Source organism: Glycomyces halotolerans, from assembly GCF_054779575.1.
Map to the genome: position 1 here is coordinate 1 of NZ_BAAGXZ010000012.1, position 12962 is coordinate 12962.

Genomic DNA, 12962 nt, shown 5'->3' on the forward strand with positions numbered 1-12962 from the left:
GAGCCAGCCATGCACTGCTGGAGCACTTCAGCTCACTGAACACCAGATGGCGACGGGTGTATTACACGGTCGGCTGGGCGATGCGGGCCACTGAGGAGACCGCGATCGCCGCCCTGCCCGAGACCGCTTGGTCCGAAGCGATCCGTACCGATGGCGACGTTCAGCACGGCTACGCCGTCGCCGAGCTCACCGCCCTGGCCACCAGAACCGGCTGGCCCGCAGGGATGCGGCTGATCGCCCGCCGGGTACGACCCTCACGGCGGCAGATCAAGAACATGACCGACTTCGAGCGGGCCACCGGCTGGGTCTACTCGGTCCAGGCCACCAACATCGACCACACCGGCATCGGGCGCCTGGCAGGGACCGGCACCGTCCAGTTCCTCGATGTGCTCCACCGGCATCACGCCGTGGTCGAGGACCGGGTCCGGACCGGCAAGGCCTGTGGCCTGCGGCTGCTGCCCTCCCAGTCCTGGGAGGTGAACGAGTCCTGGCTGCTGGCCGCGAACATGGCCGCCGACCTCGACACCTGGCTGAAACTCCTCGGCCTGCGCGACCAGCCCGATCTGGCCGACGCCGAGATCGACACGATGCGACACCGCCTCTACGCCCTCCCCGGCCGCCTCGCCCACCACGCACGAAGGTGCACCCTTCGTCTCGCGAAGGACTGGCCCTGGGCCGCAGCGTTCACCCTGTCCGGGCACCGGATCGGCGCGATCACGCCGCTGCCGACCTGACCGAAACCTCTACCCCGCTGACCCGCCGCCGAGAGGAGCAGACGCGGCCGCCACCAGGCAAGCGAGACCGCCTGGCGCTACCAGGAGCGCACTCCGGCCCGGCACTACCCGACACGGTAGGGGACAAACCGGGAGAACTCAGACCGACATTCAAGCCACACAGGACACAGACGAATCGAGGCTAGCTTGACATTTGACGTTTACCGCCACCGGTGAACCTCAAAAATCAAGCTAGGTCGTCGACTCGGCTGGCAGACTCGATCCGTTCGATGCCTTCAAGGACGATCAGCTCGCACGCTTGGCGACGAGCGGTACTCGCGGCTCGAACCCGCCGCGGCGGTGAGCGAGCGGCTCTTGAAGTTCGAACAGGACCGGAAGCGCGGCACGCCATCGCCACATGGTTTCGACGAATTAGCCACAGAGGAGTTAATAAGCTGCCGAGGTCATACAGTCTGTCGTGGGCGTCGACCAGCCGTGCTTCGTGTAGGCCAGCCACCTTGGGAGTTAGCGTCGGTTCGGCTCCGGTTTGAAACGACGGCGTCATGAGAAGGTCGTCGGGCAAACCAAGTGCGAGAAGTAACTGCCGATCTGCCTCGCGAAGTCGACACGATTGAAGCGCGCCCCCTGCAGGGCTGCCTTCGATGATCCGGATCGACCAGCGTTTTCAGCGGCCCAGTCAGAACACCCTGAAGTCACGCTTCGAGAGAATCATCCCGTCACGTCACTCCCAATCGGTGCCAACGAGACCCCTCGACATGAAGCACGATCACAACTCCGGTCCAGGCAGCCGTTCAACCGACTCAGCAGAACACGCTGGGGCGAACCAATTAGCAGGAAGTGACATCATGGACTACAGCTAAGTCCGAATTGGAACAAGGACCCTTCATCGTCTCTACTGGGCCGACGGCGGAGCGACGACCGCCGAGAACCTGGTTCTGCTGTGCAGGTTCCACCACGGGCGCATCCACACCGGCAAGTGGGCGATCGAGAAGACCGCCCCCGGCAAGGCGGTCATCACGCACACGCCGACCGGATGCACGGACGTCGACTGGGAGCAGGACCTCTTCGCCCGCGACCTGCCGACAGGCCTCGACGCCGGCGAATACTCCCCGGTGTTCAAGCGCGAACTGCTCGAACTGGTCGCCGCCGACTCCTGGAAGGCGATGGAGAAGGCAAGGGCTCAAATGCGGGCGAAGTTCCGGCCGCGGGAACGCGAAGCCGTTTCGAACCCCGAGCCCGCTGTGGCGAACCCTCCTCGACGATCCGGCCTCGGCGATCCGCCGTTCTTAGTCCGCCCTCGGCATGCGGGCCGTGCCGAGGGGAGAGCACCCGCAAAGGCGCTCAGCCCGAATCCCGAAGCGGGATCGGGCCCTTCGGCATGTCCGCGAACACTCCCCCCGTCAGGGAACACTCACGCCCCGCCACACGCGAGCCCTTCCGAGTCGCCGAACACCATCGGGATATATCGACACGGTCTCAACGCTGGACTTTCAAGGCCCGCGTGGGACAAGATGATGCCATGTGCCCCCGATCGACCGATCTCACCGTCACCGGGGAGGCCCCGTGCATCCGGTGATCGGCTACCTCGTCGCCGTGGGGCTGTTCGCGATCGGACTCTACGGCGTCCTCACCAGACGCAACGCCGTCATGCAACTGGCCGCCGCCGAGCTCATGCTCGGCGGCGTGCACCTGGTCCTGGTCACCACCGACGTCGTCCGCGACGCCTACACCGGTCAGAGCTTCGCACTGTTCATCGTCGTCATCGCCGCCGCCGAAGTCGGCGTCGGGCTCGCACTCGTGCTCAACCTGTGGCGCGCGCGCCGAACCATCGACACCGACGGCCTCCCCGAGGAGGAAGTCCAGTGATGGGGCTCCTCGCATGGGCGATGATCGCTTTCCCGGCGGCGGCCGGGCTGGCCGGGACCATCGACACTGACGGACTGCCGGAGGAGGAGTGCCGGTGATGGGCTTCTTCGCATGGGGAATGATCGCTTTCCCCGCGGCGGCCGGGCTGGCCGGACTGCTGCTGCGGCACCGCCGCCGAGCCGTCTGGCCGGCGATCGCCGGACCGGCCGCCGCGCTGGCGTGCGCCGTCGCCGCCGCGTTCAGCGACCCGGTCGTGTCCTACCCGCTCGCCGACTTCGGTACCGTCCAAGTGACCGCCGCACTGGACCTGGCTCCCACGGCCGTCGCCGTGGCGATCGCCAGCGCGCTGGTCTCCCTGCTCGTGCAGCTCTACTCGGTCGCATACCTGCGGGACGATCCGCGGTACGCACCCTTCGCCGCGCAGGTCAACCTGTTCTGCGCGGCGATGCTCCTCGTCGTCGCCTCGGACGACCTGGTGTTCCTCCTGATCGGCTGGGAGGTGATGGGCGCGTGCTCGTACCTGCTCATCGCCCACTACGCGAAACTGCCCGAGGCGCCCGGGGCGGCGGCGAAGGCGTTCCTGGTGACGCGGTTCGGCGACGTCGGCTTCGTGCTGGGCGTGATGGTCCTCGGCGTCTCTGCCGGGACGTTCCGCATCAGCGAGCTCACCGACGTCTCCGCCGGGGCCGCGACGGCGGCGATGCTGCTGATCCTGTTCGGGTGCATCGGGAAGTCGGCGCAGTTCCCGCTGCAGGTGTGGCTGCCTCCGGCGATGGCGGGCCCGACGCCTGTCAGCGCGCTCATCCACGCCGCGACCATGGTGGCCGCCGGCGCGTACGTCCTGACCCGCCTGCTGCCGGTCTGGCCGCCCGAACTGTTGTTGGTGGTCGCGGTCGTGGCCGCCGTCAGCATGGTCGGGGCCGGACTGTGCGCGTTCGCGGCCACCGACGTCAAGGGCGTCCTGGCGTGGTCGACGATCAGCCAGGTCGGGTTCATGTTCGCGGCCGTGGCCGTCGCCGCCGGCGACACGGCGCTGTTCCACCTGCTGTCGCATGCGGCGTTCAAGGCGCTGCTGTTCCTGACCGCGGGCGTGGTGATCGCGCAGGCCGCCACCGACGGGTCGCTGAAGACGACACGGGTGCGGCCGAGCACGACGCCGCTGGCGTTCTGGTCGATGACGATCGGTCTCGCCGCGATGGCGGGCGTGCCGCCGCTGGGAGGGTTCTACAGCAAGGAGGCGGTCCTCGGCGCGGCCTACGAGGCCGGTACACCGGCCGGAGTGGTCGTGTTCTGGGCCGGGGTGGTCGCCACGATACTCACCGCCGCCTACAGCGGCCGGCTGTGGCTGCTGCTGTTCTGGCGGGGCGGAGCGGAGGAGCGGTACGCGCCGCCCCGGCCGGAGGCGGCCGGGCTGTGGACACTCGCGGTCGCGACCGCCGGGGCCGGGGCGCTCTACTTCACAGGGCCGCTGCGGCTGCCTGAGCTGCACCTCGATCTCGTGGCGCTGATGCTGATCGCGATGCTCGCCGGGCTCTACCCGGTCGCCGATTCGTGGTGGCGGGACCGGGCCCGGGATCCGAACCGGCTGCTGGGCCGCGCGAAGGGCGCCTTCGCGCAAGGCCTGTTCGCCGACGCGGCCGCCACCAGGGCTTCCCGGGCCACCGCGCGGGTCGCGGCCGGGGCGGCGCGGCTGCTCGACGAGCAGCTGGTCGACCGGGCCGCCGTCGAGGGCTCGGCGCGAGGCGTGCTCGCGGCGAGCCGCCGGACCGAAGAGGGACATCGCGGCGGCCTGGTGAGGTACCTGCGACTCAGTGTCGCCGGCACCCTCGTGGTCGCGGTCGTGGCGATCGGGGTGAACCTATGGCCCTGAACTGTGCTCCTCGCCCGGACCGGGCCGAGCGTCGGGGCGGCCCCTCCCCGCGAGGTCAGCTGTCCGTCACCGCGGCCGCGATCGGGGGGAGGCCCTCATGGACCTGATCCTCATCCTCTCGGTGGCGCTGCCGCTGGCCGGGGCGGCACTGACGTGGTGGCTGCGGCGCAACGATGTCGGCGTGGCCGCGGCGGTGCTCGCGTTCGCGGCCGTGGCGGTTCTGCCGGTCGGGCGCGGCGAGCGCTGGTGGCACGAGGTCGACTTCGTGTGGGCGCCGCTGATCCACCTCGACTTCTCGCTGTCGGTCGACGGCGTGTCCTGGCCGCTCGCGCTCCTGACGGCGCTTCTGGGCCTGCTGTGCTGCCTCCACAACGCGCGCGCCGGGTCGCCGACGCTCACCTCACTGCTCCTGGCGGTCCAGGCCGCCTCTACGGCGGTGTTCCTGGCCGACAACCTGATCCTGTTCTTCATCGCCTTCGAGGCGGTGCTCCTGCCGATGTGGGCGATCATCCACCGGTACGGAGACGAGTCCGCGCGGCGGCGCGCGGCCGGAAAGTTCGCTCTGTTCACCGTCGCCGGTTCCCTCATCATGGCCACCGGCCTGTTCGCCGCCGTCGCCGACACCGGGACCGCCGATCTGGGCGCCATCATCGCCGCCGGCGGCGTCAGCCGCGAAGCCGCGCTGCCGGTGTTCGCCCTCCTCGCCATCGGCTTCGCCGTCAAAGCGCCGCTGTGGCCCCTGCACTCGTGGCTGCCCGACGCGCACACCGCCGCACCCACCGTCGGGTCCGTGCTCCTGGCCGGAGTGCTCCTCAAGCTCGGCACCTACGGGCTGATCCGAGTCGCAGGCGGCATCGCCCCCGACGGCGCCGCCCGAGCCGCGCCCGTGCTCGGCGTCCTCGCCGCCATCGGCATCATCGTCGCCGGACTGGTGTGCCTGGCGCAGGCAGAGATCAAACGCCTCATCGCTTACTCATCGGTCGGCCACATGGGATTCGTCGTCCTGGCGTTCGCGACCGGCACCGAGGCCGGCGTCCGCGCGGCCCTGTTCGCCAACCTCGCGCACGGCCTGATCACCCCGCTGCTGTTCTTCCTCGCCGGGGCGCTGAAAGCCCGCACCCGCACCGGCCTGCTCGCCGAACTCGGCGGACTCCGAGTCGCCGCCCCCGCGCTCGCGGGACTGCTCGGATTCGCCTCCCTCGCCTCACTCGGGCTCCCGGGCCTGGCCGGGTTCTGGGGCGAGGCGTTCACCGTCTACGCCGCCGCCGAACGCGGCGGCGGCTGGTTCGCGCTCGCGGTGATCGCCGCGATCGGCGCGTTCTTGACCGCCGCCTACCTGCTGCGCATGCTCAAGCACGTCGCACACGGGCCGCCCGGAGCGGTCGTGGACGGCATCGGCACCGCGACCGCCGCCGAACTGGCGATCTGGTCGCCCCTCGTGGCCGCCACCGTACTGCTGGGCCTCGCGCCGGGACCGCTGCTCGAACTCTTCGCGGCGGGGGTGCTGTGATGGCCGGACCCACTCCCTCGCGCTCAAGGTGCCGGGCCGCTGCTCCGGCAGGGCCGAGGCGAGCAGGGATGCTCGGACCAGGTCTGCCGCTGCCGCCCTCCGCCGTCGCCGCCGAGGGGAGGTGCGCTCGATGAACTCCCAAGCGATCGACCACGCCGCGCTGCTGCCGCTGTACCTCGCGGCGGCGACCGCCGCCGTGGCGCTCTTCGCGGGGCGCGCGGCCAAAGCCGCCACGATGCTCGGCCTCACCGCCTCCGGAGCCGCCGCCGTCTGGCTCGCTTTCGGGCCCGTGCGCGAGACGTTCGCGGTCGGACCCTGGCACTCGTTCGTCGCCGACGACACCGCGATGGGACTCGCCGCGCTCTTCGCCGGACTCACCGTCCTGGCAGCCGCCATCGGCGGACGCCGAGAACCCGAATACTTCTTCCTCCTGGCGATCTCCGCCGCCGGCGGCATCACCCTGGCCTCCGGCCGCGACCTCATCACCCTCATCGTCGCCGTCGAGACCCTCACCGTGCCGCTGTACGTCCTCGTCGCCGGCCCCGGACGCAGAGGCGCCGAAGCGGGCGTGACGTTCCTGATCGCCTCCATCACCGCCTCGGCCACCGCGCTCATGGGCGCAGCGCTGCTGTACACCGCCGCCGGGACCGTCCACCTCGAAGGGCTCCCGGGCGCGCTCGTCGGCACCGACCCCGGCCTCGTCGCCGCCGGGACCACGCTCCTGATCGGCGGACTGGCCTTCAAACTCGCCGCCGCCCCACTGCACTCCTGGGCCCCGCTCGTCCTCGAACGCGCGCCGCTGCCGGTCGCGACCTACCTCGCCAGCGCCTCCAAACTCGGCGGCGCGGTCGCGATCATCTGGGTCGTCCACTTCGGGCTTCCCGGCGCCGCGAGCCTCCCCGCCGGGATCGTCGTGGCCGGACTCGCGGTCGCCTCGATAGGCATCGGCAACATCGGCGCGCTCGTCCAGCGCCGCACGGTCGGCGTGCTGGCCTGGTCCGGCATCGCCCACGCCGGGTACGTCCTCGCACCGCTGGCCGTCCTCGACGACACCGGCGCGGCCGCCTCGGCGGCACTCGCCTATGCGGTGTTCTTCGTGCTGCTGGAGGCCGGGGCGTTCGCCTCGCTCACCGCCGTCCGCGAGGACGACGGCGGCACTATCGCCGACCTCGGCGGCCTCTGGCGGACCGCGCCCGGCCCGGCGACCGTCTTCCTCATCGCCGTGGTCGGCCTCGCGGGGCTTCCGCCGGCGCTGGCCGGAACGTTCGCCAAGGTCGCGATCCTCGAATGGCTCGCCTCGTCCGCGATCTGGCTGGCCGTCGTCGTCGTAGCCGGCACCGTCGCCGGTCTGGCCTACTACCTGCCGCTGGCCCGGACCGTCCTGCTCGGCCACGGCGCGCGGCCGTCGCCGCGCCGCTTCGGCCTGGCCGTCCTGGCCATCGGCGCGGTCCTCGTCGCGGTCAGTCTCGCACCTCAGGCCGTGCTGGAATTCACCTCTATTTCTCGGTGATTTCCCAGCTCAACGCGGAATACTTGCCGGTATCAGGGAGTTGTGTCCTCACAACAAGGGGAGACGAGACACCATGAGACACCGCAACGGCCTCAAGACCGCGGTCCTGCTCGGCGCACTGTCAGGGCTGGTCCTCGCGATCGGCTACTTCATCGCCGGCACGACCGGCCTGGTCATCGCCACCGTCATCGCCGTGGGCATGAACGCCTACGCCTACTTCAACTCCGACAAGATCGCCCTGCGCTCGATGCAGGCCCGACCGGTCAACGAGGCGCAAGCCCCCCAGCTGTACGCGATCGTCCGAGAACTGGCGCAGCGGGCCGGGCAGCCGATGCCGCGGCTCTACGTCGCGCCGACGATGCAGCCGAACGCCTTCGCCACCGGCCGCAACCCCGAGAATGCCGCCGTCGCGGTCACCGAGGGGATCGTGCAACTGCTCACCCCGGCCGAACTGCGCGCGGTGCTCGGCCACGAACTCTCGCACGTCTACAACCGCGACATCCTCATCTCCTCGGTCGCCGGGGCGCTGGCGAGCATCATCACCATGCTGGCCAACATCGTCTGGTTCATCCCGTTCTTCGGCGGCAGCGACGAGGACGGGCCGAACCCGCTCGCGCTGCTGCTGACGATGCTGCTGGCGCCGATGGCCGCGGGCGTGATCCAGATGGCGGTCAGCCGGTCGCGCGAATACGAGGCCGACGCCGACGGCGCGCGGCTGACCGGGGACCCGTTGGCGCTGGCCAGCGCGCTGCAGAAGATCTCGCACGGGGTCGACCGGATGCCGGCGCGTTCGGACAGCCCGATCGCCGGCGAGGCGCATCTGATGATCGAGTCGCCGCTGCGCGGCGGGGGGCTGTCGACCTTGTTCTCGACCCACCCGCCGACCGAGCAGCGGGTCGCCCGGCTGCGTCAGATGGCCGGCGGCACCGTCCGCTGAGCCGGCTGGAACGGCGGGGGACGCGAGTCCCGCGAAGCTCGCTGCTCACGGGGCCGGCTGGAAGGCATCGAGGCTCCGTCGAGAGCCTCGTGAGAAACCAGGCGCAGCCGTGCCCCGGCCGGGGCACGGCTGCGAAGCCTTGAAGCGTTGACCTTGAAGCGCGCTGGTCGCGCGGCGCTAGTAGACGCCGCCGCCGACGTCTTTGATGCCGCCTCGGACGTCGAGGAGGTAGACCAGGGCGGCGCACAGGGCGATGAGGCCGAACAGGCCGAGGCCCCCGAAGCCGCCGAAGATGAGCGCCAGACCGAAGCTGATGACCAGCAGGCCGAGCCAGGTGCCCTTGGTGAGCGTCCCGATGGCGTTGAAGGCTTCGGGTTTCTGCACCGCACAGTGAACCGATGCGATCAGCGACAGGAGCGCGGCGCCGTAGCCGATGACCATCCACACGATGGCGCGGATCTCGAACACGAACGGGGCGGCTTCGAACTCTGGCATGGCTCCAGCCTACTAGGAGGATGTCGAGAGCCGGTCGGCTCGGTTACTTACCGAGCTTGCGACGCTGCACTCGGGTCTTGCGCAGCAGCTTGCGGTGCTTCTTCTTGGCCATGCGCTTGCGTCGCTTCTTGATGACCGAGCCCATAAAGCTTCCTCACTCACAGAACATTCAGTAGACGATATTTCGAGCGCAACTAGCCTAGCTCGGGCGCGGCGGCTGGACCTCGCCGGGATTGCACGACCGCAGGCCCCGTCACAGCGGATGCGCGGACGGGGCCTGCGGTTGAAGGCCGGGCCGCCCCTCGGTCGGGAGCGCCTCGGATCGGGAGGCCGGACTACTCCTCAGATTGGAGCGCCTCGGAGAGGTAGGTCTTCACGGCGCTTTCGGGGACGCGGAACGAGCGCCCCACCCGCACGGCCGCGATCTCACCGTTGTGGACGAGCCGGTACACCGTCATTTTTGAGACGCGCATCAGGTCGGCCACTTCCGTCACCGTCAAGAATCTGACCTCGTCGAGGAGGTCCCCGGGTTCGCTCATGTGTCTCACCGTTCTGTCGAGGGCTGTTGCGAGGACTCGGCTAACTTACGGCTCGCAAGCTTCGCCGAGAGTGGGGTTCTGTGATGTGTTAGGAGGTGCGGTGGACGCGAATGCCCATATGAACCGAAACAAGTCGGTCGTCACTGTCCGTGACGTTGATGTCTTTCGATTGGGATGTTGCTCATGTTACGACAGTCCGGCTCATTGGGCAACAGGCGGTCTAGGCGGATCTGGGCGGTGAAAACCGTAATCTCCTTCAACGCCACAAGTTGATCTTGGACTCGACGCCCGCCGAGCGCCCCGCACGAGTGCCGCGACCCTCCGACGCGGCCCCCACCAGCGGACCCGTCCCGTGGCTTCCTCTCGGGCGGGGTTCGACTCCGAACACCCACCGGCGGCCCCGACACCATCACGGCCAGTTTAGACAGTCTGGTCGATGAAGGCCGTGATCTCGTCCATGAGTTCGGTGTAGCTCTTGCCGTAGACGTCCTCCGCGGTCGAGGAGGCCTGCTGCCCCTCCCGGGCGGTGAGGCCGAACCACTCGGCGAAGGCGTCGAGGCCGTAGGTCTCGATCATGTAGTGGACGCCGAGGAACCCGCAGCCGTACTTCCCGGAGCCGGCGAGGGTGTCGTCGTCCTCTTCGGGCGGGGTGATCTCGTCGGAGCAGCCGCCGTCGGCGACGTGGTCCTCGACGTCCCACATCCGGTCGTAGTCGTCGAGGGGCTTGTCGCCGTGGTCGATGTACTCGGCGATGCCCTCGACCATCCACCAGGTGTCGTTCGTGTAGTTCTCCGACTCCGCCGCCCACAGGGTGACCGCGTGGCCGAGTTCGTGGCGGATCACGCTGGTGAGGTCGTATCCCCAGCCGGTCCGGTCGACGTTCATGACCGTGGCGTAGGTGGTCGGGATCCGCTCGCCGTCGACGGTGCCTTCGAGGGGCAGGGCGAAGCCGAGGACGTCGCCGCTCTCGAACAGCCCGCCGAACCAGGTGCCGAACTCGTCGTCGGAGGCGATGTAGACCACGTACCGGTCGGGCTCCGCCCACAGCGCCCACTTGTCGGCGTTGACGGCGGCGGCCTCGGAGATCTCCAGGGCCTGGTCGAGGTCCTCGGACATGTGGGCGGGGGCGGCGACGACGGTGCGGTCGCCGACGGCGGCGACCAGTTCGTCGGTCTCCCACGGGTGCGGCCCGTCGCGGCCGGCCGACGGTTCGACCTCGACCATGACCATGCCGTCCTCGCCGGCGCGCCAGGTGGTGGCGAAGACGACGTCGGCCGGCGAGCATTCGCCGGCCGGCTCGGCGAAGCAGTAGGTGACGACGACGGAGATCTCGTAGAGGGGCACGGCGCCGGAGTCGTCCTCGAGCGGGCCGGACGTGATCCGGTAGTCGAAGCGGCTGACCTGCATCGCCCGCAGGTTGTCGTAGCGGGTCGTCATGCGGTCGCCGAGCGTCGGGTCGAACGCCGCCAGCCAGCCTTCGAGGCTGCCGGAGATGAGCGACTGCGAGTGGGCGTCGAGGACGAGCTGGGCCTGTTCCTTGAGGTAGGCCAGGACCTCGCTGCTGGGAGCGTCCGGTCCGGGGCTGGGGAGGGTGCCTTCGCCGGGGGCGACCGGGGCGCCGGAGATGGTGCCGGTCTCGGCGGCCGGCATCGCCGGGCGCCAGCCGTTGACGAGTCCGCCCGCGACGACGGCGCCGGCGATCAGGACGACGACCATGAGGAGGGTGCCGACGCGGGACCGCTTGGGTTCGGGGCGGGGCTGGTAGGGCGCGTAAACGGGGTAGTACGGCGGTGGCGCCATCTCGACCGGCGGGGGCGCGGCCGGCTGCTCGGTCGCCGGCGCCGCCATCGCCGCCTCCTCGTGGGAGGGGCGCTGCGCCGGGACATGCGCGGCGGGGTGCGCTTCGTAGCCCGGATCGCGGGCGGGCTGCCCAGGGGGGAAGTCCTCGGGGGCTTGAGTCACCCTCGCAACTTTAGTCTCTGGTCGCTACCGCGGCGATACGCCGGCTGTCCACTTTTACACCGCGGACGTCGGCCGGACTCGGTGCCGAGAACGACCTCGGCGCACGCATTCCCGAGCAGCCCACACGCGGGGCTGTTCCCCCGCGGGTTCCCCGCAGGGGCTCTCGGCTACGCGCGCGCTCCGAGCCTGAGACGTGGTTTCGGCCTCAGGACTTGCTCCACAATGACCGTGTGAAGACCGCCACGTTCGAGGGCTTCTCGGCCATGCGGCGCATGAGGTATCCGTACCACTGGTCGCCGTAGGGCACATAGACGCGCATGCGGTAGCCCTCGGCCGCCAGGCGCAGCTGCTCGGCGGGGCGGATGCCGTAGAGCATCTGGAACTCGAACGAGTCGGGCTCGCGATCGAACCAGCGGGAGCGGTCGATGGCGATCTCGACCAGGCGCGGGTCGTGCGTGGCCAGCATCGGATAGCCGTCGCCGGCCATGAGGGCGTTGACGCATCGAACGTATGAGCGGTCGATGTCGAGTTTGCGCTGATAGGCGACCGACTCGGGTTCTTTGTAGGCGCCCTTGCACAGCCGGATCCGGGAATCTCTGGTCGCCATGGCCTTGCAGTCGTCCTCGGTGCGGCGCAGGTAAGCCTGGAGGACCGCGCCGGTGTCGGGGAAGTCGTCCCGCAGCCGCGCGACGATCTCCAGGGTGGAGTCGGTGACGGTGTGGTCTTCCATGTCGATGGTGACCGTGGTGCCGCCGTCGCGGGCGGCGAGGCAGATCTCCCGGGCGCGGTCGTAGGCCAGCTCCGGGTCGATGCGCTGCCCGACCGCCGACAGCTTCACGCTGACTTCGGTGGTGCGCGAGAGGCCCTCGGCCTTGAGGGCCGCGAGCAGTCGCAGATACTCGTCCCGGGTGGAGTCGGCCTGTTCGACCGCGACGGTGTCCTCCCCGAGATAGTCCAGCGTGGCCAGCAGCCCGTCGGCCGCCAGGGTTCGGGCGGCGGCGACCGCGTCGGCGGTGGCCTCGCCGGCGACATAGCGGCGGACGAGCGACCGGCTCACCGGAGCGGTGCCCACGAGCTGCTCGATCTTCGATGACCGGGCGGCGGCGAGTATGACAGAACGCAGCATGCCTGCAGCGTAGCCCGCCGCGGTTCAATATCTGGTCACGGTGTCATAACACGTGGATCGAGACATTAGAAACAAAGGAATATTGCGGCACAATCTAATCTTTCAAAGAGCATAGCGACTCCAGCCCTGGCGACCGGCGACCGGAACGGACGGCGATGCAGTCGGGGCCGCGGGCGGCCACGGTCGCGGGGAAACCGCTGGCCGGAGGGGGCCCTAGGTGAAGTCCCCGCGGAAGATGTCGGCCAGTTCCCCGAACCGGTCGCCGCCGGTCATGCGGGGTGGCGTCGGCCCGTGCGAGCCTGTCGGCGTTTCCGGTGGCCGCGTACTACTCCCCCAGCAGGGAGATGGCGTACTGCGTCTGCTGCACCGGGTGCCGGTACCGTTCGCCGTTGCGTTCGTACAGGTGAATGCCG

The 12962-nt window shown here is 69.6% G+C and carries 12 protein-coding genes; 6 read left to right on the forward strand and 6 right to left on the reverse strand.

Going from position 1 to position 12962, the window contains the following annotated elements; translation table 11 throughout:
• On the forward strand, positions 1 to 734 hold a 734-nt coding region (locus tag ACYVL2_RS11650; protein WP_460543402.1), incomplete at its 5' end, for a transposase.
• Between the two features lie 892 nt (positions 735 to 1626).
• Here the strand turns inward: ACYVL2_RS11650 and ACYVL2_RS11655 are convergent.
• The gene (locus tag ACYVL2_RS11655) at positions 1627 to 1749 is read right to left on the reverse strand and encodes a hypothetical protein (RefSeq protein WP_460543404.1); all 123 of its coding nucleotides are present in this window, start codon (positions 1747 to 1749) and stop codon (positions 1627 to 1629) included.
• 548 nt (positions 1750 to 2297) lie between these two features.
• On the opposite strand from ACYVL2_RS11655, the gene nuoK reads away from it, so the two are divergent.
• The 5 genes from nuoK to htpX all read left to right on the forward strand — a co-directional run bounded on the left by nuoK (position 2298) and on the right by htpX (position 8427).
• Positions 2298 to 2600: an NADH-quinone oxidoreductase subunit NuoK gene (gene nuoK, locus ACYVL2_RS11660; RefSeq protein WP_460543407.1), complete on the forward strand. Its 303-nt coding sequence runs from the start codon at positions 2298 to 2300 to the stop codon at positions 2598 to 2600.
• 97 nt (positions 2601 to 2697) lie between these two features.
• Positions 2698 to 4470 (forward strand): NADH-quinone oxidoreductase subunit 5 family protein, encoded by a 1773-nt coding sequence (locus ACYVL2_RS11665; RefSeq protein ID WP_460543409.1) that lies wholly within the window; start codon positions 2698 to 2700, stop codon positions 4468 to 4470.
• Positions 4471 to 4567: 97 nt separating this feature from the next.
• Entirely contained in the window at positions 4568 to 5980 is a 1413-nt protein-coding gene (locus ACYVL2_RS11670) for a complex I subunit 4 family protein (protein ID WP_460543411.1), read from the forward strand.
• A gap of 130 nt (positions 5981 to 6110) precedes the next feature.
• Entirely contained in the window at positions 6111 to 7490 is a 1380-nt protein-coding gene (locus ACYVL2_RS11675) for an NADH-quinone oxidoreductase subunit N (RefSeq protein WP_460543413.1), read from the forward strand.
• 73 nt (positions 7491 to 7563) lie between these two features.
• Positions 7564 to 8427, forward strand: a complete 864-nt coding sequence (gene htpX / locus ACYVL2_RS11680; RefSeq protein WP_460543415.1) for a M48 family metallopeptidase — start codon at positions 7564 to 7566, stop codon at positions 8425 to 8427.
• Between the two features lie 177 nt (positions 8428 to 8604).
• Here htpX and ACYVL2_RS11685 read toward each other — a convergent pair whose 3' ends face one another.
• The 5 genes from ACYVL2_RS11685 to ACYVL2_RS11705 form a co-directional block, all read right to left on the reverse strand.
• Positions 8605 to 8922 (reverse strand): DUF2516 family protein, encoded by a 318-nt coding sequence (locus tag ACYVL2_RS11685; protein ID WP_460543417.1) that lies wholly within the window; start codon positions 8920 to 8922, stop codon positions 8605 to 8607.
• Between the two features lie 43 nt (positions 8923 to 8965).
• Positions 8966 to 9067: a 30S ribosomal protein bS22 gene (locus ACYVL2_RS11690; RefSeq protein WP_081687713.1), complete on the reverse strand. Its 102-nt coding sequence runs from the start codon at positions 9065 to 9067 to the stop codon at positions 8966 to 8968.
• 190 nt (positions 9068 to 9257) lie between these two features.
• Positions 9258 to 9461 carry a helix-turn-helix domain-containing protein gene (locus ACYVL2_RS11695; RefSeq protein WP_460543420.1) on the reverse strand — a complete coding sequence of 68 codons (204 nt, stop codon included), beginning with the start codon at positions 9459 to 9461 and terminating at the stop codon, positions 9258 to 9260.
• A 420-nt stretch (positions 9462 to 9881) separates the two neighbouring features.
• Positions 9882 to 11423: a hypothetical protein gene (locus ACYVL2_RS11700; protein WP_460543422.1), complete on the reverse strand. Its 1542-nt coding sequence runs from the start codon at positions 11421 to 11423 to the stop codon at positions 9882 to 9884.
• 205 nt (positions 11424 to 11628) lie between these two features.
• Positions 11629 to 12549 (reverse strand): proline dehydrogenase family protein, encoded by a 921-nt coding sequence (locus ACYVL2_RS11705; RefSeq protein ID WP_460543424.1) that lies wholly within the window; start codon positions 12547 to 12549, stop codon positions 11629 to 11631.
• Positions 12550 to 12962 lie beyond the last annotated feature (413 nt).

What these genes read in the sequence shown, in the direction of transcription:
- htpX (WP_460543415.1), top strand. Translation starts at nt 7,564, where the DNA reads ATGAGACACCGCAACGGCCTCAAGACCGCGGTCCTGCTCGGCGCACTG.
- ACYVL2_RS11685 (WP_460543417.1), bottom strand. Translation starts at nt 8,922, where the DNA reads ATGCCAGAGTTCGAAGCCGCCCCGTTCGTGTTCGAGATCCGCGCCATC.
- ACYVL2_RS11695 (WP_460543420.1), bottom strand. Translation starts at nt 9,461, where the DNA reads ATGAGCGAACCCGGGGACCTCCTCGACGAGGTCAGATTCTTGACGGTG.
- ACYVL2_RS11665 (WP_460543409.1), top strand. Translation starts at nt 2,698, where the DNA reads ATGGGCTTCTTCGCATGGGGAATGATCGCTTTCCCCGCGGCGGCCGGG.
- ACYVL2_RS11655 (WP_460543404.1), bottom strand. Translation starts at nt 1,749, where the DNA reads ATGACCGCCTTGCCGGGGGCGGTCTTCTCGATCGCCCACTTGCCGGTG.
- ACYVL2_RS11675 (WP_460543413.1), top strand. Translation starts at nt 6,111, where the DNA reads ATGAACTCCCAAGCGATCGACCACGCCGCGCTGCTGCCGCTGTACCTC.
- ACYVL2_RS11670 (WP_460543411.1), top strand. Translation starts at nt 4,568, where the DNA reads ATGGACCTGATCCTCATCCTCTCGGTGGCGCTGCCGCTGGCCGGGGCG.
- ACYVL2_RS11690 (WP_081687713.1), bottom strand. Translation starts at nt 9,067, where the DNA reads ATGGGCTCGGTCATCAAGAAGCGACGCAAGCGCATGGCCAAGAAGAAG.
- ACYVL2_RS11705 (WP_460543424.1), bottom strand. Translation starts at nt 12,549, where the DNA reads ATGCTGCGTTCTGTCATACTCGCCGCCGCCCGGTCATCGAAGATCGAG.